Annotated in this window: 21 protein-coding genes and 1 tRNA gene; 11 read left to right on the top strand and 11 right to left on the bottom strand. The window is 67.8% G+C overall.

Features of this window, described 5'->3' with window-relative positions:
- Positions 1-112 precede the first annotated feature (112 nt).
- Positions 113-541, top strand: coding sequence for a YcgN family cysteine cluster protein (locus GGQ89_RS15220; RefSeq protein ID WP_056436278.1), 429 nt, complete (start codon positions 113-115; stop codon positions 539-541).
- A complete protein-coding gene (locus GGQ89_RS15215) occupies positions 538-1,206 on the top strand; it encodes a M48 family metallopeptidase (protein ID WP_058745953.1) in 669 nt (222 codons plus the stop codon). Before GGQ89_RS15220 ends, GGQ89_RS15215 begins: the two co-directional genes overlap by 4 nt.
- On the opposite strand, the gene GGQ89_RS15210 is transcribed toward GGQ89_RS15215, so the two are convergent.
- Positions 1,182-3,392, bottom strand: coding sequence for a transglycosylase domain-containing protein (locus GGQ89_RS15210; RefSeq protein WP_240456364.1), 2,211 nt, complete (start codon positions 3,390-3,392; stop codon positions 1,182-1,184). The two genes, GGQ89_RS15215 and GGQ89_RS15210, sit on opposite strands and share 25 nt — an antisense overlap.
- A 202-nt stretch (positions 3,393-3,594) precedes the next feature.
- On the opposite strand from GGQ89_RS15210, the gene GGQ89_RS15205 reads away from it, so the two are divergent.
- Complete coding sequence (locus GGQ89_RS15205) at positions 3,595-4,185, top strand: PilZ domain-containing protein (RefSeq protein ID WP_184106282.1); 591 nt, start codon at positions 3,595-3,597, stop codon at positions 4,183-4,185.
- Positions 4,186-4,553: 368 nt separating this feature from the next.
- Here the strand turns inward: GGQ89_RS15205 and GGQ89_RS15200 are convergent.
- Positions 4,554-4,640 (bottom strand) — tRNA-Leu (locus tag GGQ89_RS15200).
- A 164-nt stretch (positions 4,641-4,804) separates the two neighbouring features.
- Between GGQ89_RS15200 and GGQ89_RS15195 the strand changes: the two genes are divergently transcribed.
- Positions 4,805-6,160 carry an MATE family efflux transporter gene (locus GGQ89_RS15195; RefSeq protein ID WP_184106281.1) on the top strand — a complete coding sequence of 452 codons (1,356 nt, stop codon included), beginning with the start codon at positions 4,805-4,807 and terminating at the stop codon, positions 6,158-6,160.
- Positions 6,161-6,176: 16 nt separating this feature from the next.
- Here GGQ89_RS15195 and GGQ89_RS15190 read toward each other — a convergent pair whose 3' ends face one another.
- Complete coding sequence (locus GGQ89_RS15190) at positions 6,177-6,932, bottom strand: zinc-ribbon domain-containing protein (protein ID WP_184106280.1); 756 nt, start codon at positions 6,930-6,932, stop codon at positions 6,177-6,179.
- Between the two features lie 164 nt (positions 6,933-7,096).
- On the opposite strand from GGQ89_RS15190, the gene ftsE reads away from it, so the two are divergent.
- From ftsE to GGQ89_RS15170, 4 genes are read left to right on the top strand one after another with little or no spacing between them, the layout of a single operon-like run.
- Entirely contained in the window at positions 7,097-7,864 is a 768-nt protein-coding gene (ftsE, locus tag GGQ89_RS15185) for a cell division ATP-binding protein FtsE (protein WP_240456363.1), read from the top strand.
- Complete coding sequence (locus tag GGQ89_RS15180; protein ID WP_184106279.1) at positions 7,861-8,760, top strand: FtsX-like permease family protein; 900 nt, start codon at positions 7,861-7,863, stop codon at positions 8,758-8,760. Before ftsE ends, GGQ89_RS15180 begins: the two co-directional genes overlap by 4 nt.
- On the top strand, positions 8,757-9,293 hold the full coding sequence (locus tag GGQ89_RS15175; RefSeq protein WP_184106285.1) for a YdcF family protein: 537 nt from the start codon (positions 8,757-8,759) through the stop codon (positions 9,291-9,293). The genes GGQ89_RS15180 and GGQ89_RS15175 overlap by 4 nt, the downstream gene beginning before the upstream one ends.
- Positions 9,290-9,985, top strand: a complete 696-nt coding sequence (locus tag GGQ89_RS15170; RefSeq protein WP_156361203.1) for a lysophospholipid acyltransferase family protein — start codon at positions 9,290-9,292, stop codon at positions 9,983-9,985. The genes GGQ89_RS15175 and GGQ89_RS15170 overlap by 4 nt, the downstream gene beginning before the upstream one ends.
- A 118-nt stretch (positions 9,986-10,103) precedes the next feature.
- On the opposite strand, the gene GGQ89_RS15165 is transcribed toward GGQ89_RS15170, so the two are convergent.
- Entirely contained in the window at positions 10,104-11,015 is a 912-nt protein-coding gene (locus GGQ89_RS15165) for a prephenate/arogenate dehydrogenase family protein (protein WP_184106278.1), read from the bottom strand.
- Positions 11,015-12,133 carry a histidinol-phosphate transaminase gene (gene hisC / locus GGQ89_RS15160; protein WP_184106277.1) on the bottom strand — a complete coding sequence of 373 codons (1,119 nt, stop codon included), beginning with the start codon at positions 12,131-12,133 and terminating at the stop codon, positions 11,015-11,017. The genes GGQ89_RS15165 and hisC overlap by 1 nt, the downstream gene beginning before the upstream one ends.
- A gap of 64 nt (positions 12,134-12,197) precedes the next feature.
- Here hisC and metX point away from each other — a divergent pair, with 64 nt between their 5' ends.
- The 3 genes from metX to GGQ89_RS15145 all read left to right on the top strand — a co-directional run bounded on the left by metX (position 12,198) and on the right by GGQ89_RS15145 (position 14,420).
- Positions 12,198-13,370, top strand: coding sequence for a homoserine O-acetyltransferase MetX (gene metX, locus GGQ89_RS15155; RefSeq protein WP_184106276.1), 1,173 nt, complete (start codon positions 12,198-12,200; stop codon positions 13,368-13,370).
- Positions 13,367-13,960, top strand: coding sequence for a methionine biosynthesis protein MetW (gene metW, locus GGQ89_RS15150; RefSeq protein ID WP_184106275.1), 594 nt, complete (start codon positions 13,367-13,369; stop codon positions 13,958-13,960). Before metX ends, metW begins: the two co-directional genes overlap by 4 nt.
- Before the next feature lie 67 nt (positions 13,961-14,027).
- On the top strand, positions 14,028-14,420 hold the full coding sequence (locus tag GGQ89_RS15145) for a response regulator (protein ID WP_056436247.1): 393 nt from the start codon (positions 14,028-14,030) through the stop codon (positions 14,418-14,420).
- Between the two features lie 37 nt (positions 14,421-14,457).
- On the opposite strand, the gene GGQ89_RS15140 is transcribed toward GGQ89_RS15145, so the two are convergent.
- The 6 genes from GGQ89_RS15140 to GGQ89_RS15115 form a co-directional block, all read right to left on the bottom strand.
- On the bottom strand, positions 14,458-15,990 hold the full coding sequence (locus GGQ89_RS15140) for a sensor histidine kinase (protein ID WP_184106274.1): 1,533 nt from the start codon (positions 15,988-15,990) through the stop codon (positions 14,458-14,460).
- Between the two features lie 103 nt (positions 15,991-16,093).
- Positions 16,094-16,690 (bottom strand): single-stranded DNA-binding protein, encoded by a 597-nt coding sequence (ssb, locus tag GGQ89_RS15135; RefSeq protein ID WP_184106273.1) that lies wholly within the window; start codon positions 16,688-16,690, stop codon positions 16,094-16,096.
- 20 nt (positions 16,691-16,710) lie between these two features.
- Entirely contained in the window at positions 16,711-18,570 is a 1,860-nt protein-coding gene (feoB, locus tag GGQ89_RS15130) for a ferrous iron transporter B (RefSeq protein ID WP_184106272.1), read from the bottom strand.
- Between the two features lie 16 nt (positions 18,571-18,586).
- Positions 18,587-18,832, bottom strand: a complete 246-nt coding sequence (locus tag GGQ89_RS15125) for a FeoA family protein (RefSeq protein ID WP_172839704.1) — start codon at positions 18,830-18,832, stop codon at positions 18,587-18,589.
- A gap of 189 nt (positions 18,833-19,021) precedes the next feature.
- Positions 19,022-19,681, bottom strand: a complete 660-nt coding sequence (locus GGQ89_RS15120; RefSeq protein WP_380865155.1) for a COQ9 family protein — start codon at positions 19,679-19,681, stop codon at positions 19,022-19,024.
- Positions 19,682-19,700: 19 nt separating this feature from the next.
- Positions 19,701-20,666, bottom strand: a complete 966-nt coding sequence (locus GGQ89_RS15115) for a DMT family transporter (RefSeq protein ID WP_184106270.1) — start codon at positions 20,664-20,666, stop codon at positions 19,701-19,703.
- Positions 20,667-20,708 lie beyond the last annotated feature (42 nt).

Below are 20,708 nucleotides of genomic sequence, written 5' to 3'. Positions count from 1 at the left end.
GGGCTTTGCTCGCCGCAGTGAAGATGGCGGAGGTATCGTTCTACAGCACCCTCGCCCGCGCCGCCCGCGACAAGGACACTTGCGATGTTACCTACTTCGTGGAGCGGTGCTGATGGAACGGTTCTGGGAAAAGCCGATCGAAAGCCTCGACCGCGCGCAGTGGGAGGCGTTGTGCGACGGCTGCGGCAAATGCTGCATCCACAAGCTGGAGGATGAGGAGACGGGCGAGCTGGTGCCGACCAACGTCGCCTGCCGCCTGCTCGACCGGCGCAGCGGCCAATGCTCCAATTATCGTCACCGCCGCGCCTATGTGTCCGAATGCGTGCGGCTGACCATGGGCAATGTCCGGTCGATCGACTGGCTGCCCACCACCTGCGCCTATCGCCTGCGTGCCGCGAACGAGCCGCTGCCCGACTGGCATTATCTGATCTGCGGCGACCGCGAGGCGGTGCACCGCGCCGGACAGTCGGTGCGCGGCTGGACGATCAGCGAGGATGACGCGGGCGATTTCGAAAACCATATCGTGGACCGGGAATTGTGATCGACGAAGTCGTCCGTCATCCGACTGCCAAGACCATCCGCCTCAGCGTCGATCCCGCCACCGGCACCGCCCGGCTGGTCGTGCCCAAGCGGGCGGGGCTGAAAAAGGCGCTCGCCTGGGCCGAGGACAAGAAGGACTGGATCGCCGCGCAGCGGGCTCGCCTGCCGCATCCGCAGCCCTTCGTGCCGGGCGGGGCGATCCCGTTCGGCGACACGGTGCTGACGCTGGAATGGGAAGAGGGCCGCGCCCGCGTCATCCAGCGCGACGGCGACCGGCTGCTCGCCTCCGGCCCGGTCGAGACGCTGGGCCGCCGGGTCGAGGCCTGGCTGAAGCGACAGGCGCTGGAGACGCTGGCGCGCGAGACGGCGGAGGTCGCGCGTCTGGCGGGCGTTACCGTGTCCAAGGTCAGCGTCGCCGATCCCAAGGCGCGCTGGGGCAGCTGCGCCTCGACCGGTGCGATCCGCTATAGCTGGCGATTGATCCTGGCGCCCGGCTATGTCCGCCGCGCGACGGTGGCGCATGAGGTGGCGCACCGTGTCCATATGAACCACGCCCCCGCCTTCCACGCGCTCGTCGCCGAATTGCTGGGCGAGGACCCGGCGCCTGCCACCGCCTGGTTGCGGCAGCATGGCGCGGGGCTTCACTGGTTCGGTCGGTCGTCCTGACGCTCGCGGATTGAGCCGCGCGGGCCGTTGGCGGGGGTGCGCGGATCGCGCGCCGCCGCGCCGCCCGCCCCGCGACCCGTCACCCGGTCGATCCAGGCCTGGTCCAGCCGCTGCGGCTGGGCCGGAGCCTGAGGCGGCTGCGGCTGCTGAGGATCCGGCGCTCCCGGCTGCGGCTGCTGGATCGGAACCGGAGCGCCCGGTTCGCGGTGGGTCGGGATCTCGACCGCCTCGCTGCCGTCCTCCGCCGCGCCTGCGCTGGGCAGGGGCAGCGGATTGCCATCGGCGTCGACCGCCGAGACGCCATTGTCGGGCTGGCCGAAATAGCTCTCCTCGTCCGGCTCCAGCTGCCATTCGGGCAGCGTGACCTGGGTGTCGAACTGCTCGATCGGGCGGTTGGCGACCGCGACGCGCATATAATCGGCAAAGGCCTTGGCGGGCGCGGTGCCGCCGTGCAGCCCGGCGACCGGCTTGCCATTGTCGCGGCCCATCCACACGCCGGTGGTGATCCCGCTGGAGAAGCCCAGGAACCAGCCGTCCTTCGAGCTGGTGGTCGTGCCCGTCTTGCCCGCGACCGGCCGTCCGATCTGGGCGGCGCGGCCGGTGCCGGTGTTGACCGCGGTCTGGAGCAGGTCGGTCATCTCGGCGGCGACATAGGGCGCGACCAGCACATGGCTACGATCCACCTCATGCGTATAGATCGTCTGGCCGTTCGCCACGACCTTGGTGATGCCATAGGGCGTCACCTTCACGCCCTTGTTAGCGATACTGGCAAAGGCGCTGGTCATGTCGATCACCCGCACTTCGGACGTGCCGAGCACCATCGAGGGGTGGGTGTTGACCGGCGTGGTGATGCCGAAGCGGCGCGCCATGTCGGCGACCGTCTGGAACCCCACCTCCTGGCCCAGCTTCGCCGCCACGGTGTTCAGCGAATAGGCAAAGGCGGTGCGAAGCGAGACGCTGCCCGAATTGCGGCGCGAATCGTTGCGGGGGGACCAGCCGTCGATGGTGACGGGCTCGTCGACCACCTTGTCCTCGGGCTTGTGACCGGCCTCCAATGCGGCGAGATAGACGAACAGCTTGAACGCCGAACCCGGCTGGCGGACCGCCGTCGTCGCGCGATTATAGTTGGTGGACACGTAATCGAGCCCGCCGACCATCGCGCGCACGCCGCCGTCGCGGTCCAGGCTGACCAGCGCGCCCTGTGTTCCGGGCGGGGCATCCTGGCGAACCGCGGCATCGGCGGCGCGCTGCATGTTGAGGTCGAGCGTCGTCCACACGTCGAGCGGCGCGCTCTGCTCGTCGATCAGCGTGTCGAGCTGGGGCAGCGCCCAGTCGGTGAAGTAACGGACCGAATTCTGCCTCGGCTCGGGCGCCAGCTTCAGCGCCTGCGGATCGGCATTGGCGGCCTGTGCCGGAGTGATGAAGCCGTTGCGCTCCATCTGTTGGATGACCACGCCTGCGCGGCCCACAGCGGCCTCGGCATCGGCGGTCGGCGAATAGTTGGACGGCGCCTTGACCAGACCCGCGATCACCGCGGCCTCGGACAGGCTCAGGCGCTCGGCACCGTGGCCGAAGAATTTGCGGGCGGCCGCATCGATGCCGTACGCCCCGCCGCCATAATAGACCTTGTTCAGATAGAGTTCGAGGATCTGGTTCTTGGAGAATTTCAGCTCCATCGCCAGCGCCAGGATCGCCTCGCGGAACTTGCGGCCGAACTTCTTCTGGTTGTTCAGGAAGATGGTACGCGTGATCTGCTGGGTGATGGTCGAGCCGCCCTGTTTCCAGCGACCCTTTTCCAGCCGGACCTCGACCGAGCGGGCGATGCCGATGGGGTCGACGCCGGGATGCTGGCGGAATCGGCGATCCTCGACCGCGATGGTCGCGTCGCGCATGACGATCGGAATCTGGTCATAGGACAGCCACTCGCCATAGCTCGGCCCGAGCGAGACGATCACCGTGCCGTCGGCGGCATGGATCCGGATCATCTGGCCGTTGGGCGAGGATTTCAGCTCCTCGAAGCTCGGCAGCTGCGACTTGGCGACGAAGACCGCGATGACCAGCGCACCGACCGCCAGGACGGCGAGCCCGATCAGGACCTGCAGGGTTACGACGATCCGGCGCCGCCAGGGAGAGCGGGGCTTGGAGGAGCGGGGCCGGGTGGACCGGGAAGACGACGCGCGAGGCATGGGACGGCTTGCGAATTACAGGGCTTTGGACATGACCACAAGCGGCCGATGCCGCATCGCGTCTTGCGCTCGCCTGAACCGGCGGAATGTCGAAGATCTTCCTGCAAAGATATCGGGTCAAACGTGTTAGTCTTTTATACGGGATCGGCTAATAGAGAAGAAGCAAGCCGAATTCGGGGTGAGATCGGTGGAAAGGGCAGGGATGGAACAGGTCGAACAGCAGCAGGGCGCGTCGGCGGAACGCCGTACGGGCAAGCGGCATTCGGCCGTCCTTCTTCTGGGCAAGGTCTGCGCCGATGTGCCGGGCGTCTGCCTGGTCCACAATATCTCCGCCTCCGGCCTGATGGCGCGATTCGTCGATGTGCCCAATGTGGGTGATTCGATCACGATCGAGGTGCGCGGCCTGTCGCCCGTGTCCGGGACCGTGCGTTGGGTAAACGGGCGCAAGGCGGGCATTCAGTTCGATTCGCCGCAACCCTATGAGCAGATCTTCTCGCACGAGAATGAAGACGACACGGTTCCGCGTCCGCCGCGCTTCCCCGTCGCACTGACCGCCGATGTCCGGCTGGGCACCCACAAGTTCACGACCGCGATGCTCGACATTTCGGCAGGCGGCGCGAAGCTCCAGGCCGAAGGGCCGGTGCAGACGGGGCTGGCGGGGCATATCGTCGTGAAGCCGCTGGGCACCGTGATTTCCGGCACCGTCTGCTGGGTGCAGGATGGCCGTTTCGGCTTCCGATTCGTCTCGCCGTTGTCGATGGATACACTCGCGGCGATCGTCGGGCTGCGATAAGCCCCATCGCTATCCCGTTCTGCCTCTTCTTCCCTCACCTCTTTGAGGGGAGAGGGTTACGCAAACTTTGTCTTTGCCAGGTAAATGCTTGAGCCCGATCGACATTCAGGCTGCGCCCCTTTTCTTTCCTCCCTCGGAAGGGAGGGTCCTGAGGGCACTATCTCGCTCGCATACATCCGAAGGATGGTGGAGGGGTGCGCCAGTCGTGGACGAGGCCCAACCTCTCGAGCCGGGACACCCCTTCGTCAGGCCTACGGCCTGCCCTTGCAGGGGAGGAATAGATGAAGGTCGATCCGGCATGGCAACGGCCCAGGCAAACCGGGCGACCACATCGCTCCGAGCTGGTTCTCGAAGATTTTCGGAAAATCTGGTGCGGTCGAGAAGACTCGAACTTCCACGGCCTTTCGGCCACAACGACCTCAACGTTGCGCGTCTACCAATTCCGCCACGACCGCACTCGATAGTCACCACCGGCAAGCCGGAGGGCTGGTAGGCCGGTGCCCCTAGCAAAGCGATACGGACAGCGCAATGCCTTTCGTCGGGCGTTTCTTCGGTAACGTGCATTTGTCGACCCGCGCCGATGCTTCTTTCTGTCGCTTTCAGGCTTTAGGGACCGGGTATGACGCTTTCCCTTCGTCCCGATCGAGCCGAAGCGCGCCGTCTTCTGGGTCTTGCCTGGCCGGTGATGCTGACCAGCCTCAACTGGACGATCCTGCACGTCACCGATGTGATCGTGGTCGGACGGGTGGGCGAGCATGAGGTCGCCGCGCTCTCGGCCAGCCGGTCGCTGACCTATGTCGCGATCGTCACCGGCCTGGCCTGGCTGTCGGGGGTGCTGGTCCGCGCATCGCGGGCCGACGGAGCGGGCGACCTGCCCGAAACGGGCCGGGCGCTGCGCGACGGCCTGGTGCTGGGGCTGATCCTGGGCGTGGCGGCGATGCTGATCCTGGGACTGGGCGGGGCGCGGCTGCTGGCGGGGATCGGGGTCGCACCCGCGTTGATCGAGCCGGGCGCGCGCGTCGTGGCCGTCATGGCGCTGGGCTATCCGTTCCAGATGGTCATGATCGCCGCCAGCTTCTTTCTGGAGGGGATCAGCCGCCCGCGCCGGGTGACGATGGTCAATCTGTCGATCCTGCCGATCAATGCCGTTCTCGCCTGGGCACTGGCGGGCGGCGAATGGGGACTGCCTGCGCTGGGGGCGGTCGGCGCGGCGCTGGCGACGGTCATCGCCTCGGCCCTGGGGGCGGTGGCGATGGTGGCCAGTGCGATGCGGCTGCCGCGCGGCGAGCAGCGCGGCGTGCGGCGGCTGGACCGGGCCGCCTGGGCGCCGACGCTGGCGGGCGCGGTCGGGCTGGCGCGATTCGGGATGGTGCCCGCCATCGCCTCGGGCCTGGAACTGGCCGGGTTCGCAATCCTGATCGCGCTGTCGACCCGGCTGGGCGATGCGACCGCGCATGGTTTCCAGATCGTCTTCTCGGTCCACAACGTCACCTTCGCGCTGGCGATCGGCCTGGGATCGGCGGCCGGGGTGCGCGCGGGCAATGCGGTGGGCGAGGGCGCGGCCCCGGCGGCGGTGTCGCGCACCCTGCTGGCGGTCGGGATCGCCGCGCTGGCCATGGGCGCGTGCAGCCTGATCTTATGGACGATGCCCGCTGCGATCGTCGGCGCCTTCCCCGCCCTGCCCGAGGCGCATGCGGCGGCGATGGTGATGCTGATGATCTGGGCGCCCTTCATCCTGTTCGACGGGGTGCAGGTCGTGCTGGTCTATGCGCTGCGCTCGCTGGGCGATCAGGTGGCGGCGGGGATCAACAGCATCATCGCCTATTTCATCGTCACCGGCGGGGTCGGCTGGTGGCTGGTCGCGAGCGGTTGGGGTGCGCCTGCGCTGGCCTGGGCATCGGGGATAGGGATGCTGGTGGCGGCGGCCCTGCACGGAACGCGGTTCTGCGCCATTGCGCGGCGGTTGCGGGGGTAGCTCAGGCTTCGACGCCTCAATTCGCCCCGCTACCCTCACCCGCAAAGCTCAGGTCCAGCCGCTTGGAACTCGGCGGCACGTCCAGCTTGGCCGAATTGAAGTCCATCGACGCGCCCGGCCCCAGGGTCCGCTGCTGCGGCGCGATCGCCCAGGAGAAGACGACGCGGCCCTGCGCATCCTTCAACTCGGCGCGCAGGTCGGGCACGCGCTGCGCGGTCGAGGACGGGTTGATGATCTGTCCCGAAATGGCAAATAGTTCCGAACCATTCTCGAGCTCGCGCCGCTCGATCGGGTTGGACCGCAGCTCCAGCGCCGATTCGGTGCTGCCGACGCCGAACCAGCCGCCAATGCCCGGCATCCCGGTCCACAGGATCGCGGCGGTCGCGACCAGCATCAGCAACCCCGCCAGCACCGCACCGATGGTCCAGCGCCGCACCGGGTTGCGCCGCGCGCGGAAGGGCGGGCGATGGGCAAAGGCGTCGAAGCCCGAATCCTCCTGGGTCAGGATCGGCGGGGCGGGCGGGGGTGCCATGACCGGCGGCGGGGGAGGCGGCGGTTCGGCAAAGGCCTCACGCGGTTCCACGTCCTCGACGGGCGTCGCGGCCGGGGGCGCGATCGGGGGTAGCGGCCGCTCTGCCTCGGCCTCCGGCTCGGGCGGCGACTGGAACCAGCTGTGCCGGCAATTGGCGCAGCGCACGGTTCGCCCCTCCAGCCCGATCGCACTGTCGGGCACCAGATAGCGGGTGCGGCACTCAGGGCATTCGAGGATCATGCGATGGGGCACTTCAGGACAGGACGGATCGACGGACGGTCAGGGCCATCCCTCATCAGTCAGGCCCCCTTCGATAATCCAGTAAGCACGCCGCCCCTAGGCGTGGCAAGCATTGAAGCGCGGAACTTGAAGCGCGCGCCCGCCCATGCCAAGGCCATGAAGGCATGGCGAACATCGTCCAGTTCGAGAATGTCGGCCTGCGCTACGGCGTCGGGGAAGAGACCCTGTGCGACGTCAGCTTCACGCTGCGTTCGGGCCAATTCCATTTCCTGACCGGGGCCAGCGGGGCGGGCAAGACCTCGCTGCTGCGGCTGCTCTATCTTTCGCAGCGGCCCAGCCGGGGCATCATCCGGCTGTTCGGCGAGGATGCGGTGATCCTGCCGCGCGACCGCCTGCCCGGATTCCGGCGGCGGATCGGGGTGGTGTTCCAGGATTTCCGGCTGATCCCGCATCTGTCGGCGGCGGACAATATCGCGCTCCCCTTACGCGTCGCGGGCATGGCCGAATCGGACGTCGCGCGGGCGGTGCGCGAGATGCTGAACTGGATCGGCCTGTCCGAACGCGCGGCCGCGCGCCCCGCCACCCTGTCGGGCGGTGAGCAGCAGCGGGTGGCGATCGCGCGCGCGGTGATCGCGCGGCCCGAACTGCTGGTCGCCGACGAGCCGACGGGCAATGTCGATCCCGCCATGGCCGAGCGGCTGTTGCATCTGTTCCATTCGCTCCACCGGCTGGGCACCACCGTCGTCATGGCGACGCATGACTGGCATCTGATCGAGCGGGTACCGGGGGCGCATCATCTGCATCTGGAGCGCGGGCGGCTGGTCGATCCCGATCCGCATCCGCCTGTCGCCTCGCCCGCCCCAGCGTCACCACCCCCGATACCGGCGCGTCCCGACGCCAAGCCCTCCACCATCGTACGGAGCGGGTTGTGAAGCGCGGGGGCAAGACCCGCGCGACGGGGGCCGAGGCGCGCGCGCTGGACGATGGCGGCGGCGCGCATGTCATGAGCTGGGTGATCGCGATCATGCTGTTCCTGACCCTGCTGGCCGGGGCGGCGGGGCTGGCGACCGCGCGCGCGGCGGGCGCGCTCGACCGGCAGATGGCGGGGCGACTGACCGTCCAGATCGTCGAGGGCGAGGCGCAGCGCCGTGACGCCGCCGCCGCGCAGGTGCTGGGGGTGCTGCGTGCCCAGCCGGACGTCGCGCTGGCGACGCCGGTGGCGCAGGCCGATCTCGCGCGGATGTTGCAACCCTGGCTGGGCACCGATGCGGAGGCGGCGGGACTGCCGGTCCCGGCGCTGATCGATGTCGACCTGACCAGCGACGGCAGCGCCGCCATCGCCCGCGTCCGCAAGGCGGTAATGCGGGCGAGCCCGGCGGCGCGGGTCGATGCCCACGCCACCTGGCTCGGGCCGGTCGGGCGGCTGCTCGACACCGCGGCGTGGCTGGCGGGGGCGATCATCCTGCTGATGCTGGTCGCGACCATGGCGGTCGTCATGCTGGCGGCGCGCGCCGGGCTGGAGGCGCATCGCGGCACGATCGAGGTCATTCATATGCTGGGGGCCACCGACCGGCAGGTCGCGCGGCTGTTCCAGCGGCGGATCGCGCTCGACGCGGGGATCGGGGCGGTGGCGGGTGGAATCCTGGCCGGGGCTGCAATCCTGCTGATCGCGGGACAGGTGGGCGCGCTCGATTCGGAATTGCTGGGCGGCATGCGGCTGGGGCTGGGGGATATGGCGATGCTGATCGCCTTGCCCTTCGCTTTCGTCGTGCTGGCGGTGGGCGCGGCGCGATTGGCGGTGCTGCGCCAGATGCGGCGGATGCTCTGATGCTGCGGCTGATCGGTCTGGCGGCGCTCGCCTGGTGCCTGGGGTTCGCGGCCTTCATGCTGACCCTGCCGCATCCGCTGGAGCACAACACCACCGATGCTATCGTGGTGCCGACCGGCGGGCCGGGGCGGATCGACCGGGGCATCGCCCTTCTGAAGGCGCATCAGGCGAAGCGGATGCTGGTCACGGGCGTCGCACCCGGCGTGCGGCCGATCGATCTGGCGCGCACCTATCGCACATCCCCTTCGCTGTTTTCCTGCTGCATCGATCTGGGCGGCGAGGCGGTCGACACCCGCTCCAATGCCGAGGAAACGGCGAACTGGGTGCGCCAGCATGGCTATCGCACGGTGCGGCTCGTCACCTCCGACTGGCATCTGCCGCGCGCGAGGATGGAGCTGACCGCCGCGCTCGGTAAAGAGGTGCTGGTGCTGGGCGACGGCGTGCCGTCCGAACCGCGCATCGGCACCTTGGTCAATGAATATAACAAGCTGATCCTGCGCAGGGTCGCGCTTTGGACGGGGATTGGCGCGTGATTCTTCTTCGCAACATCGTGTTTGTCGCGATCTTCTATCCGATATCGGCGATGATGGCGCTGCTGTCGCCGCTGGTGGCGGTGGGGGGGCGTCATGCGGTGGTCCATTGGGCGACGGGCTGGACGACATTTCACCGGCTCTGCACCCGCTGGATCCTGGGTATCCGCGTGAAGGTGGAGGGCACGCGGCCGACCACCCCGGCGCTCTACCCCGCCAAGCATCAGGCGATGTTCGAGACGATGGAACTGCAACGCCTGCTGAACGGCCCGGCCATGGTGTTGAAGCGTGAGCTGGCCAATATCCCGGTCTGGGGATGGACGGTCCGCAAGTACGGCGCGATCGTCGTGGATCGCTCGGCCTCGGCCAAGGCAATGCGCGGCATGATGCGCGATGCGAAGGTGGCGGTCGACCAGGGGCGGGCGATCATGATCTTCCCCGAAGGCACACGGGTAAAGCCCGGCGAGACGCCGCCGCTGAAGCCCGGTTTTGCCGGGCTCTACCGGATGCTGGGCCTGCCGGTGGTGCCGGTGGCGACCGATTCGGGGATCGTGTGGCCGCGAAAGGGCCTGAAGCGGCCGGGAGTGGTGACGCTACGCTTCGGCGAGGTGATCCCGCCCGGCCTGCCGCGCGAGGAAGCGGAGGCAAGGGTTCATGCGGCGATGAATGCGCTGGAGAAATTTCCGCCCCTGTAAGGGGAGGTGGCAGTCCGCAGGACTGACGGAGGGGTGTCACCGCTTGTGGTCATGCCCCTCCACCACCCGGCTGCGCCGGGCGGTCCCCCTCCCCAAGCACAGCTTGGGGAGGAATGGGTTACCCTTCGTGATTCCGTCCGAAATCCTCGCGCGCGTCGTCCTGGCCCTGGTCGATGATCGAGCGGCGGATGGTGCGGGTGCGACTGAACAGGTCGAACAGTTCGTCGCCCTTGCCCCAGCGGATCGCGCGTTGCAGCTGGCTCAAATCCTCGGAAAAGCGCTGAAGCATCTCCAGCACCGCCTCGCGATTGGTCAGGAACACGTCGCGCCACATGGTCGGGTCGGACGCGGCGATGCGGGTGAAGTCGCGGAAGCCGCCCGCCGAATATTTGATGACCTCGGACTGGGTCACTTCCTCCAGATCGCTGGCGGTGCCGACGATGGTATAGGCGATCAGGTGCGGCAAATGGCTGGTGACGGCCAGCACCCGGTCGTGATGGTCGGGGGCCATCGTCTCGACATCGGCGCCCAGCCGCCGCCAGAATTCCGCGACCCGCTGGACGGCGAGTTCATCCGCACCTTCGGGCGGGGTGACGATGCACCAGCGCTTCTGGAACAAAGTGGCGAAGCCCGCCTCCGGCCCACTACGCTCGGTGCCCGCGACCGGATGGGCGGGGATGATCGTCGCGCCGGGCAACGCCTCGGTCAGCGCGGCCAGGACCGAACCCTTGCAGCTGCCGACGTCGGACACGATCGCTTCGGCGGGCAGGTCGTCGGCGAACTCGGCCGCGACCGCGCCCATCGCGCCGACCGGCACGCACAGGATAACGAGATCGGCGTCGATCACGCTCGCCCCCGCCGTGTCCGCCACGTCATCGGCCAGATCGAGCGCACGCACCGTCTCGCGCACCGCCGGATCGGCGTCATAGGCGGTGATCCGCGCGGTCGGCATCGCTTTCCGCGTCGCCCGCGCGACCGAGGAGCCGATCAGGCCAAGCCCGATGATGGTGATCCGCGCGAAGGGCAGCATCAGGCCCCCTTCGCCTCCGACTCGACCATCTGGCGAAGCGCGGCGACGACGCCCTTCACCTCGTCCTCGGTGCCGATGGTGATGCGCAGGCCATGGCCCAGCCCCTGGCTGGGCAGCCAGCGGACGATATAGCCGGCGTCCATCAGCCCGTGATAGGCACGCTCGGCGGTCAGTGCGCCCTCGAACAGCACCAGCGAGAAGTTCGCCTTGGACGGTACGCAGCGCAGGCCCGCATTGCCGAGGCTCGCGATCTGCTCCTCGAACCAGCCGAGCCACTGGGCATTGTGCGCGCGCGACGCCTCGACGAAGTTGCGGTCGCGGATCGCCTCGATCGCGGCGTTCTGTCCGGCGATGGTCACGTTGAACGGCGCGCGGATACGGTGCAGTGCGTCGATGATGGGGCCTGCGGCATAGCCCCAGCCGATCCGCTCGGCGGCCAGGCCGTGAATCTTGGAGAAGGTGCGCGAGACCAGCACGTTGCCCGCCCGTTCGGCCAGTGCGAGACCGCCGTCATCCTCGCCCGGCTCCAGATATTCGGCATAGGCCTGGTCGAGGACCAGCAGGACATGGCGCGGCAAGCCGGCGTGCAGCCGCGCGATCTCGCCCGCGCCCGCATAGGTGCCGGTCGGGTTATTGGGGTTGGCGACGAAGACGACCTTGGTCTTGTCCGTCACGGCGCCCAGGATCGCATCGACATCGGTAGCGTAATCATGGTCGGCGACCACCACCGGCTCTGCACCGACGCGGCGGGTCGCAATCTCATAGACTGCAAAGCCGTAGCGGACATGGATGATCTCGTCCCCCGGCCCCGCGAACGCGCCCGCCGCAAGGTGGAGAATTTCGTCCGAGCCGGTGCCGTAGATGATCCGTGCCGGGTCCAGCCCATGCACCACGCCGATGGCTTCGCGCAGCGCGGTCGCGCCCGGATCGGGGTAACGCTCCAATTGGGCGGCGGCGGCGGCGAAGGCGGCGCGCGCCTTTTCGCTGGTGCCCAGCGGATTCTCATTGGCCGAAAGCTTGATGACCTTGCGCCCGTCAGCGGTCGTCGCGCGGCCGGGGACGTAAGGCGCGATGGCCTGGACCCAGGAGATCGGTTCGGGGGCTTTGAGCTCGGTCATGGCGAACGCCATAGCGGCCATGTACTTGCGTTGCCAAGCATCGCGGCCTAGCGGATATCGCTCCATGGCCGCTTCCGTTTCTACGCAATCCCTTGGGCAACCCCTTGGCGACGACCAGCGTTTCGGTCTGTCGCGGCATGTCGTGCTGCCTGGGCCGCTTCGGCTCGACGGTGGCGGACTGCTGTCCCCGGTCGAGATCGGGTATGAGACCTATGGCACGCTGAATGCCGATGGCTCCAACGCCATCCTGATCTGCCACGCGCTGACCGGCGACCAGCATGTCGCCTCGCCCCATCCGCGCACCGGCAAGCCCGGCTGGTGGACGCGGCTGGTGGGGGAAGGCAAGCCGATCGACCCGGCGCGACACTTCATCATCTGCTCGAACGTCATCGGCAGCTGCATGGGATCGTCCGGCCCGGCGACCATCGACCCCTCGACCGCCGAGCCCTGGGCGATGCGGTTCCCCGTCATCACCATCCGCGACATGGTGCGCGCGCAAGCCATGCTGCTCGACCATCTGGGCGTGGGGCAGCTGAAGGCGGTGGTCGGCGGATCGATGGGCGGCATGCAGGCGATCAACTGGGCCGCGACCTTCCCCGAACGCGTGCGCGCCTGCGTCATGGTCGCCTCGACCGCGCGGCACTCGGCGCAGAACATCGCATTCCACGAGGTCGGGCGGCAGGCGATCATGGCCGACCCGAAATGGCGCAGCGGCGCCTATTACGAGTCGAACGATCCCCCCGCGGCGGGCCTGGCCGTCGCGCGGATGGCGGCGCACATCACCTATCTGTCCGAAGCGGGGCTGACCGAGAAGTTCGGGCGGCGGCTCCAGGCGCGGCCCGACCGGCCGGACGGCGCGAAGAGCTTCGGCTTCGACGCGGATTTCCAGGTCGAGAGCTATTTGCGGCATCAGGGGTTGAGCTTCGTCGACCGCTTCGACGCCAACTCCTATCTCTACATCACCCGCGCGCTCGATTATTTCGATCTGGCCGAGGAGCATGGCGGGCTGCTCGCCAATGCCTTCCGGGGCACGGCCACGCGCTTCTGCATCGTCAGCTTCGACACCGACTGGCTCTATCCCACCTCCGAGTCGCGCAGCGTGGTGCAGGCGCTGAACGCGGCAGGTGCGGCGGCCAGCTTCGTCGAGCTGTCCAGCCCGTACGGCCACGACGCCTTCCTGCTCGAGGCGCCCGAGATGAACCGGGTTATCGACGGCTTCCTGCGGGCCGAGTCATGAGCGAGGTGCTGCGTCCCGATCTGGCGATCATCGCGCGCCACGTCGCGCGCGGCGCCCGCGTGCTGGATATCGGTTGCGGCGACGGACAGCTGATGGCGGCGTTGCGCGACGAGGCGGGGGTGGACGCGCGTGGGCTGGAGATCGATCCGGCCAATGTCGCCTCGGCGGTGGCGCGCGGACTGGCGGTGGTGCAGGGCGATGCCGATGTCGACCTGGTGGGCTATCCCGACAAGGGGTTCGACTATGCGATCCTCAGCCAGACCCTGCAGACCGCGCGCGCCCCCGACCAGGTGCTCGACCATCTGCTGCGGATCGGCCAGCGCGCCTTCGTCTCCTTCCCCAATTTTGCGCATTGGCGGGTGCGGATGTCGCTGCTGTGGGGCGGACGCATGCCGGTGACGCCGCTGCTGCCCGAACAATGGTATGACACGCCCAATATCCACCATGTGACGATCGACGATTTCCGCGCCTTTGTCCGTCAGCGGCGGATCACCGTCGAGGGCAGCTGGTTCCTGTCGCGCGGTCGCCCGACCAGCGCGGCGGCGGCCAATTTCCGGGCCGAACACGCAGTATTTTTGTTGCGTCGGTGAAATGACAACAATAGCGGAACTTTATCTGGATCAAGAGTGTTGACCCCGAAAGTGACGGGAAATTGACATGAGCCAAACCGCCCTGATCGTGGAAGACGAAATTTTCGTGGCCCTCGATCTGGAGCGCATCCTGACCGACGCCGGCTATAATGTGGCCGGAATCGCGGCAGATAGCCGCTCCGCGATAGAATGTGCACCGGGCTGTGCCTTCGCCTTTGTCGACGTCAACCTGCGTGACGGCGCGACGGGGCCTGAGATCGCGCGCCGTATCGCCGAGGATTATGGCGTGAAGATCGTGTTCGTCACCGCCAATCCTTCGCAGATCGGCAATGGGATCGAGGCGCTGGGCTATATCCGTAAGCCGTTCAGCGAACGCGCCATCCTTGCCGCCGCCGCGTTGGCGACGGGGGCCGGGCAGGCCGCACCGGAAGACGTCATCCCCCTGGGCATCGCCATGTAGGCAACAGACTGGCGCCACTCGCGCCAGTGATCCCTCGTTACCGGCAGGGTCCCGTGCCCGGCGGACGGCTGAACGCCGCCAGCGGCACCTCGATCGTCACGACCAGTCCGTCCGGCTGCCAGTCGCGGCGGACGTTGCCGCCCAATTGGCGGACCGCCGACAGCTCGACCAACTGCGAACCGAAGCCGCTGTGATCCGGCGTCGCATCCAGCTTCGGCCCGCCCATCTCCTGCCAGCAGAGCGTCACCATCTCGCCATCGTCGCGGTGGACGGCCAGTTCGACATGGCCGGTCGGGATCGACAGCGCGCCATATTTGGCGGCATTGGTCGCCAGTTCATGGAACAGCAGCGCCAGCGGCGTCGCCGAACGGTCGTCGACCGACACATCGTCGCCGGTGACCTGGATGCGCGAGACGTCTTCGTCGCCGCGATAGGGCTCGAACAGGTCGCCGAGCAGCCCGTGCAAGGAATCCTGCCGCGCCTTGGGCTGGGACTGGGGGCTGTGCGGGCGGACGAAGTCATGCGCGCGGCCCAGTGCGGTGATCCGGTCGCGCAGGTCGCTGGCGATCCCGACAAAGCCCGGATGGCTGCGCGCGGCAAAGGCGATCAGGCCGGAGATCACCGCGAAGATGTTCTTGATCCGGTGGCTGAGTTCCTGGCTGACGATCTCGCGTTCTTCCAGCGCCAGCTTCTGCTCGTGAATGTCGGTGCAGGTCCCGAACCAGCGGGTGATGTTCCCCTCGGCATCGCGGATCGGCAGCGCGCGGCCCAGCACCCAGCGATAGGTGCCGTCGCTGTGCCGCAGCCGATATTCGATCTGATAGGGCTCGCCGGTCGCCAGGCTGTGCCGCCACCGGGACCAGGCACGCTCCTGGTCCTCGGCATGGAACATGCCGTTCCAGGCCTCGCCATCTGTCGAGCCGTCGGGCATCCCCGTAAACTCGTACCAGCGGGCATTGTAATAGTCGTGAAAGCCATCGGGCTGCGTCGACCAGACCATTTGCGGCATGGTGTCGGCCAGGGTGCGAAAGCGCTGCTCGCTGTCGGCGACGCGCGCCTCGGAGGCCTCGACCGCCTGCTCATGCTCGCGCCGGGCGCGGCGGTCCTGCAAGCGTCCCATGACGGCGGTGGCGAGCACTTCCAGCCCGCGCCGCTGGAACGGGGTCAGCCCTTCGGGCCGGGGTTCCGGCGAGATGACGCAGATCGCGCCCAGCGGGATGCCCTCGCGCGAAAGCAGCCTGGCCCCCGCATAGAAGCGGATATGCGGCGGCCCCTTCACCAGCGAATAATCGGCAAAGCGCACATCACTGCGCGCATCCGGGACGACCATCGTCTCGGCGCGCCCGACCATCACATGCGCGCAGAACGACGTATCGCGCGGCGTCTGATCGGCGTCGATGCCGACCGTCGCCAGGAATTGCTGGGTTTCCTCCTCGACCACGCTGACCAGCGCGATCGGGGTGCCGCACAGTTCGGAGGCGAAGGCGGCCAGATCGTCGAGCTGGCCGCTGTCGCGATAGCCCGCCAGATCATAGGCGCGGATGACGGCGGCGCGGTCGGCTTCATTCATGGACGTGGGGGCGGGGATCTCCGCCACGCTCACGCCATGACAGGTCGTCGCATCGTCTTCCGGCGTCTTGTCCATCTCCGCCTCTCAGGGAAACCGTGTCCGATCAGAACGGAACGTCGTCGTCCAGATCGTCGGCGAAGCCGCCGCCCTGTCCGAACCCGCCACGGTTGCCCCCGTTCCCGCTCTGGTTCCCGCCGCCGCTCTGGTTGCGCGATCCACCGCCATAGCCGCCGCCCGAAGACCCGCCGCCAAAGCCGCTCGACCCGCCACCGAAATCGCCGCCGCCGAAATCGTCACCGCCGCCAAAGTCGCTGCCGCCGCGGCCACCGCCGCCGCCCTGACCGCCGCCGGGGCCGTCGAGCATGGTCAGTACCGAGTTGAAGCCCTGCAGCGTCACCTCGGTCGAGTAACGATCGTTACCCTGCTGGTCCTGCCACTTGCGGGTGGTCAGCGCGCCTTCGATGTACACCTTGGAGCCCTTGCGCAGGAAGCGCTCGGCGACATTGGCCAGACCCTCGTTGAAGATCTTGACCGTGTGCCACTCGGTCTTTTCCTTGCGCTCGCCGCTGTTGCGGTCCTTCCACGATTCGGACGTGGCGATGCGCAGCTCGACCACCTTGCCGCCATTCTGGAAGGAGCGGCTCTCGGGATCGCGTCCCAGATTGCCGACGAGAATCACCTTGTTGACGCTGCCCGCCATGTATCAGTCCTGTATCTTGCCTAGAGGCCGGCGAATATGGCCAGCCAGTATGTGATGCCCGCCATGACATAGGCGGTCACGAAGAGATACCCTACCATGAAGGCCGGCCACTTCCAGCCATTGGTTTCCCGACGCGTCACCGCGATCGTGGAAATGCACTGCGGCGCGAAGACGAACCACATCAGGAAGGCGAGCGCGGTGGGCAGCGACCAGTTGCGCTTCAGCTTGTCGGTCATCGCCTTCTGCCCGCCCTCATGTTCGGTATCGTCGATGGCATAGACGGTACCGATGGCGGCCACCGCCACTTCACGCGCGGCCATGGCGGGGACGAGGGCGAGTGCGATGTCGCGGTTGAAACCGATCGGGCGGACCACGACCTCGATCCCGCTCGCGATGCGGCCCGCGATCGAATAATCGACCGGTGAGATGCCCGAACCTTCCGGCGGCTTGGGGAAGGACAGCAGCGCCCACAGGATGACGGTGGTCAGCGCGATGGTGGTCCCGGCGCGCTTCAGGAAGATCAGCGCGCGGCTCCACAGGCCCAGCAGGACGTCGCGGATATGCGGCCACTGATATTTGGGCATCTCCATCATGAAGCCCGACGACGCGCCCTTGGTGACGGTGCGGCGGAGCAGCAGCGCCGCGACGAACGCGCCGACAATGCCCATCAGATAGAGGCCGAGCAGCACCAGACCCTGCAAACCGACGAAGGGCAGCACCTGCCGATCCGGAATGAAGGCGCCGATGATGATGGTGTAGACGGGCAGCCGCGCCGAACAGGTCATCAGCGGCGCAATCAGGATCGTGGTCAGCCGGTCCTTCTCGTCGTCGATGGTGCGCGTCGCCATGATGCCGGGCACCGCGCAGGCGAAGGAAGAGAGGAGCGGGATGAAGGCGCGCCCCGACAGCCCGACCTGCGCCATCAACCGATCCATCAGGAAGGCGGCGCGGACCATATATCCGGTCGCCTCCAGCACCAGGATGAACAGGAACAGGATCAGGATCTGCGGCAGGAAGACGATGACCGCGCCGACACCGGCGATCAGGCCGTCGGTGATCAGGCTGCGGAACCAGCCCTCGGGCAGGGTCGCACCGACCTGCGCCTCCAGCCAGACGAAGCCCTGCTCGATCCAGCCGATCGGTGCCTCGGACCAGGCGAAGACCGCCTGGAACATGATGAAGAGCAGCCCGATCAGCAGGATCGGCCCGGCAATGGGATGCAGCGCGACCGAGTCGAGCATGTGCGTCCAGCGGCGCGTCGGCGTCTCGGCCACGGTCGCGCTGGCGGCGATCTGGCGAGCGCGGCGTTGCAGCGTGACGATATCGTCTATCCGGTCGGCGGCGGCGACGGGCTGGCTGCGGCTTTCCGTGACCAGCCGGTCGATCTCGGCCTTCAGCGTGTCGAGCCCGCGACGGCGGACGGCGACGGTCGGGATGACCGTCACGCCCAGCTCGCGCGCCAGCATATCGGCATCGAGCGTCAGGCCGTCGCGTTCGGCCAGGTCGACCATGTTGAGCGCGACCACGACCGGCAGGCCGAGCGCGATCAGCTGAAGCGTGAAGCGCAGGTGGTTGTCGAGATTGGCGGCATCGACCACCACGACCAGCGCGTCGGGGCGGCGCTCGCCCGCCTGCGATCCCATCACGACGTTGCGCGTGACTTGTTCGTCCAGGCTGCCGGGATCGAGGCTATAGGCGCCGGGCAGGTCGACCAGCTCGACCGGGCGACCGTCGTCGAGCACCAGTCGGCCCGAATGACGCTCGACGGTGACGCCGGGATAGTTGCCCACCTTCTGCCGCGCGCCGGTGAGCGCGTTGAACAGGGCGCTTTTGCCGGCATTGGGATTGCCGACGAGCGCAACCAGCGGTGCGGCGTTCATTACGTTCGGTCGGACCTCAAGCGCCCGTTGCGACGCGGATCGAGGCGGCGACCCGGCGACGCAGCGCCACGGTCATGCGACCGATCCGGCAGGCGATGGGACCACCGCCCAGCGTGGCACGGTGCAGCACCTCTACGCCGACCCCTTCGTCGAAACCCAATTCACGCAGGCGGCGCGCCTCGGGCAGCGCCAGCTGGGTCCAGTCGATCGCGGCCACGGTCGCCGGTTGCCGCCGGGGAAGGGTTTCGAGACTGCTGAGCATCGCCATAAAGCGTACATAACGCCGGTGCGATTGATTATCAATTACCCGTTGATGAAATGGATGTTGGGGTTGGGAGTCGAGGTCCGGGGCGTGGCCTTCGACTTCGCTCAGCCTGAACGGGGTTCGGTGTCCAGCCCAGCCGCCAACCTCCGTTCAGCCTGAGCGAAGTCGAAGGCCAAGGGAATCACATCAAACCGCCGGATACCGCAACCGCCCGATAAACCGCGACAGGCTGGGCATATTCTCACCGCGCTTGGCGAAGCCGGCCTTCCACTTCTCGAACCGCATGATCCCCTCGATCCGCCGCGCCAGAAAGGCACGGGTGTCGGCATGATCCTCGCTTTCGTCGTTCAGGAACACCGCGATGGTCGATCCATAGACCGCGAACAGCGTCGCGCGCTTGGTATAGTGGTTGTAATCGGTCGCGGCGTCGCCCGCCTGCGCCCAGATGGCATCGACCGTGCGCCAGCCGAGTCGCGCACCGCTGGCGGCGTTTTGCGGCATGGCGAGGATGGTCAGCGCCCGGCGCAACGCCTCGCGATTCGGGGCGACGGCGGCCAGGCGTGCCTCGACCAGTGCGGTGATGCGCTGGCGGATTTTCATTTGCGCGGCCTGTTCGGCGGGCACGGCCTCGACCATCGCCTGGTCGATCGATGCGAACCAGGCGTCGATCATCGCGACCGCGCCGTCCTTGAAGGCGAGTCGCGCAATGTCGCGGTCGACGCCCGCCGCGTCCGCCGCCATGTCGCGGGCATCGTCGCCCCAGCCGTCGAACGCGGCGTTGGACGCGATGCCGTCCGCCAGCAGCGCGCGCACCTCGTCGAGAGTCAGGTCCTGAACATCGGTCATGGCAGCCTCGGTCATCATCTCACCCGTCGTCCCTATTGCCCGGCTTGGCAACCGCCGATCCGCGCCGGACCAGCACCAGCGCGGCGGCGACCATCGCGACGCCCACCAGATCGGGCAGCGCCAGCGTCTCGCCGTAAACCACCCAGCCGATCGCGGTCGCGACGATCGGCTGTACCAGCAGCGCGACCCCTACGACCAGCGGGCTGAGCAGCCCCAGCGCATAGATCATCAACCCCTGGCCGACGATCTGGCTCCCCAGCGCCAGCAGCACCAGCGGGGTCCAGTGGCCAGGCCATATCCGCTCGCCCAGCGCCAGCGCAAAGAGGAACAGCGGCAAGATGCTGGCGATGGTCGACCAGGCAAGCGCGGGGATCGGCGGCATCGCGATCCGCACCCGCGCCATCAGGATGAAATAGAGCGCATAGAGCACGCCCGCCAGCACGCACATCAGGTCGCCGACCAGATGGCGCGGATCGACCTGATAGCTTCGCCCCATCAACAGCCCCGCACCCAGCGCCGCCAGGAGCAGCGCCAGCCCCTGCACCCGCGACGGCCAGGCGCGGGCCGCCAAAAAGCCATAGAGCGGGAAGATGAAGGTCGCCGAATTGCCGAACAGCGTGGCATTGGCCATGGTCGTCTGGCGGATGCCGATATGCCAGGCGCCCAGATCCCCGGCAAAGGCGATCCCGCCGACCAGCAACAGCATCCACAATCCAGGCTGCGCCCGACCCGGCGCCCGCGGCCGCGCGCGACCCAGCCATGCGGCCAGCGCCAGCATGGGGGCGGCCAGCGTGATCCGCCAAAAGGCCGAGGCGACCGGCCCGGTATCCGCCATCCGCACGAACAGCGGACCGAAGGCGAGCGCGACATTGGCAAGGATGACCGCGGCGAAGGCCAGCGGTGGCGTCGCCTTGGGCCCGCTCCGGTCCGACAGACCATCGCTTTCAGTCTGTTCACTTTTTCTTGGGGGGCGGGACACGGGCATGGGCTCCCTTAACGCCCTATCTGCGTTGCGTCAGGCCGGAAA

The organism is Sphingomonas yabuuchiae, from assembly GCF_014199595.1.
Lineage (GTDB): Bacteria > Pseudomonadota > Alphaproteobacteria > Sphingomonadales > Sphingomonadaceae > Sphingomonas > Sphingomonas yabuuchiae.
The sequence above is the reverse complement of the archived record's forward strand: the minus strand, read 5'-3'. Positions and strand labels throughout refer to the sequence as shown.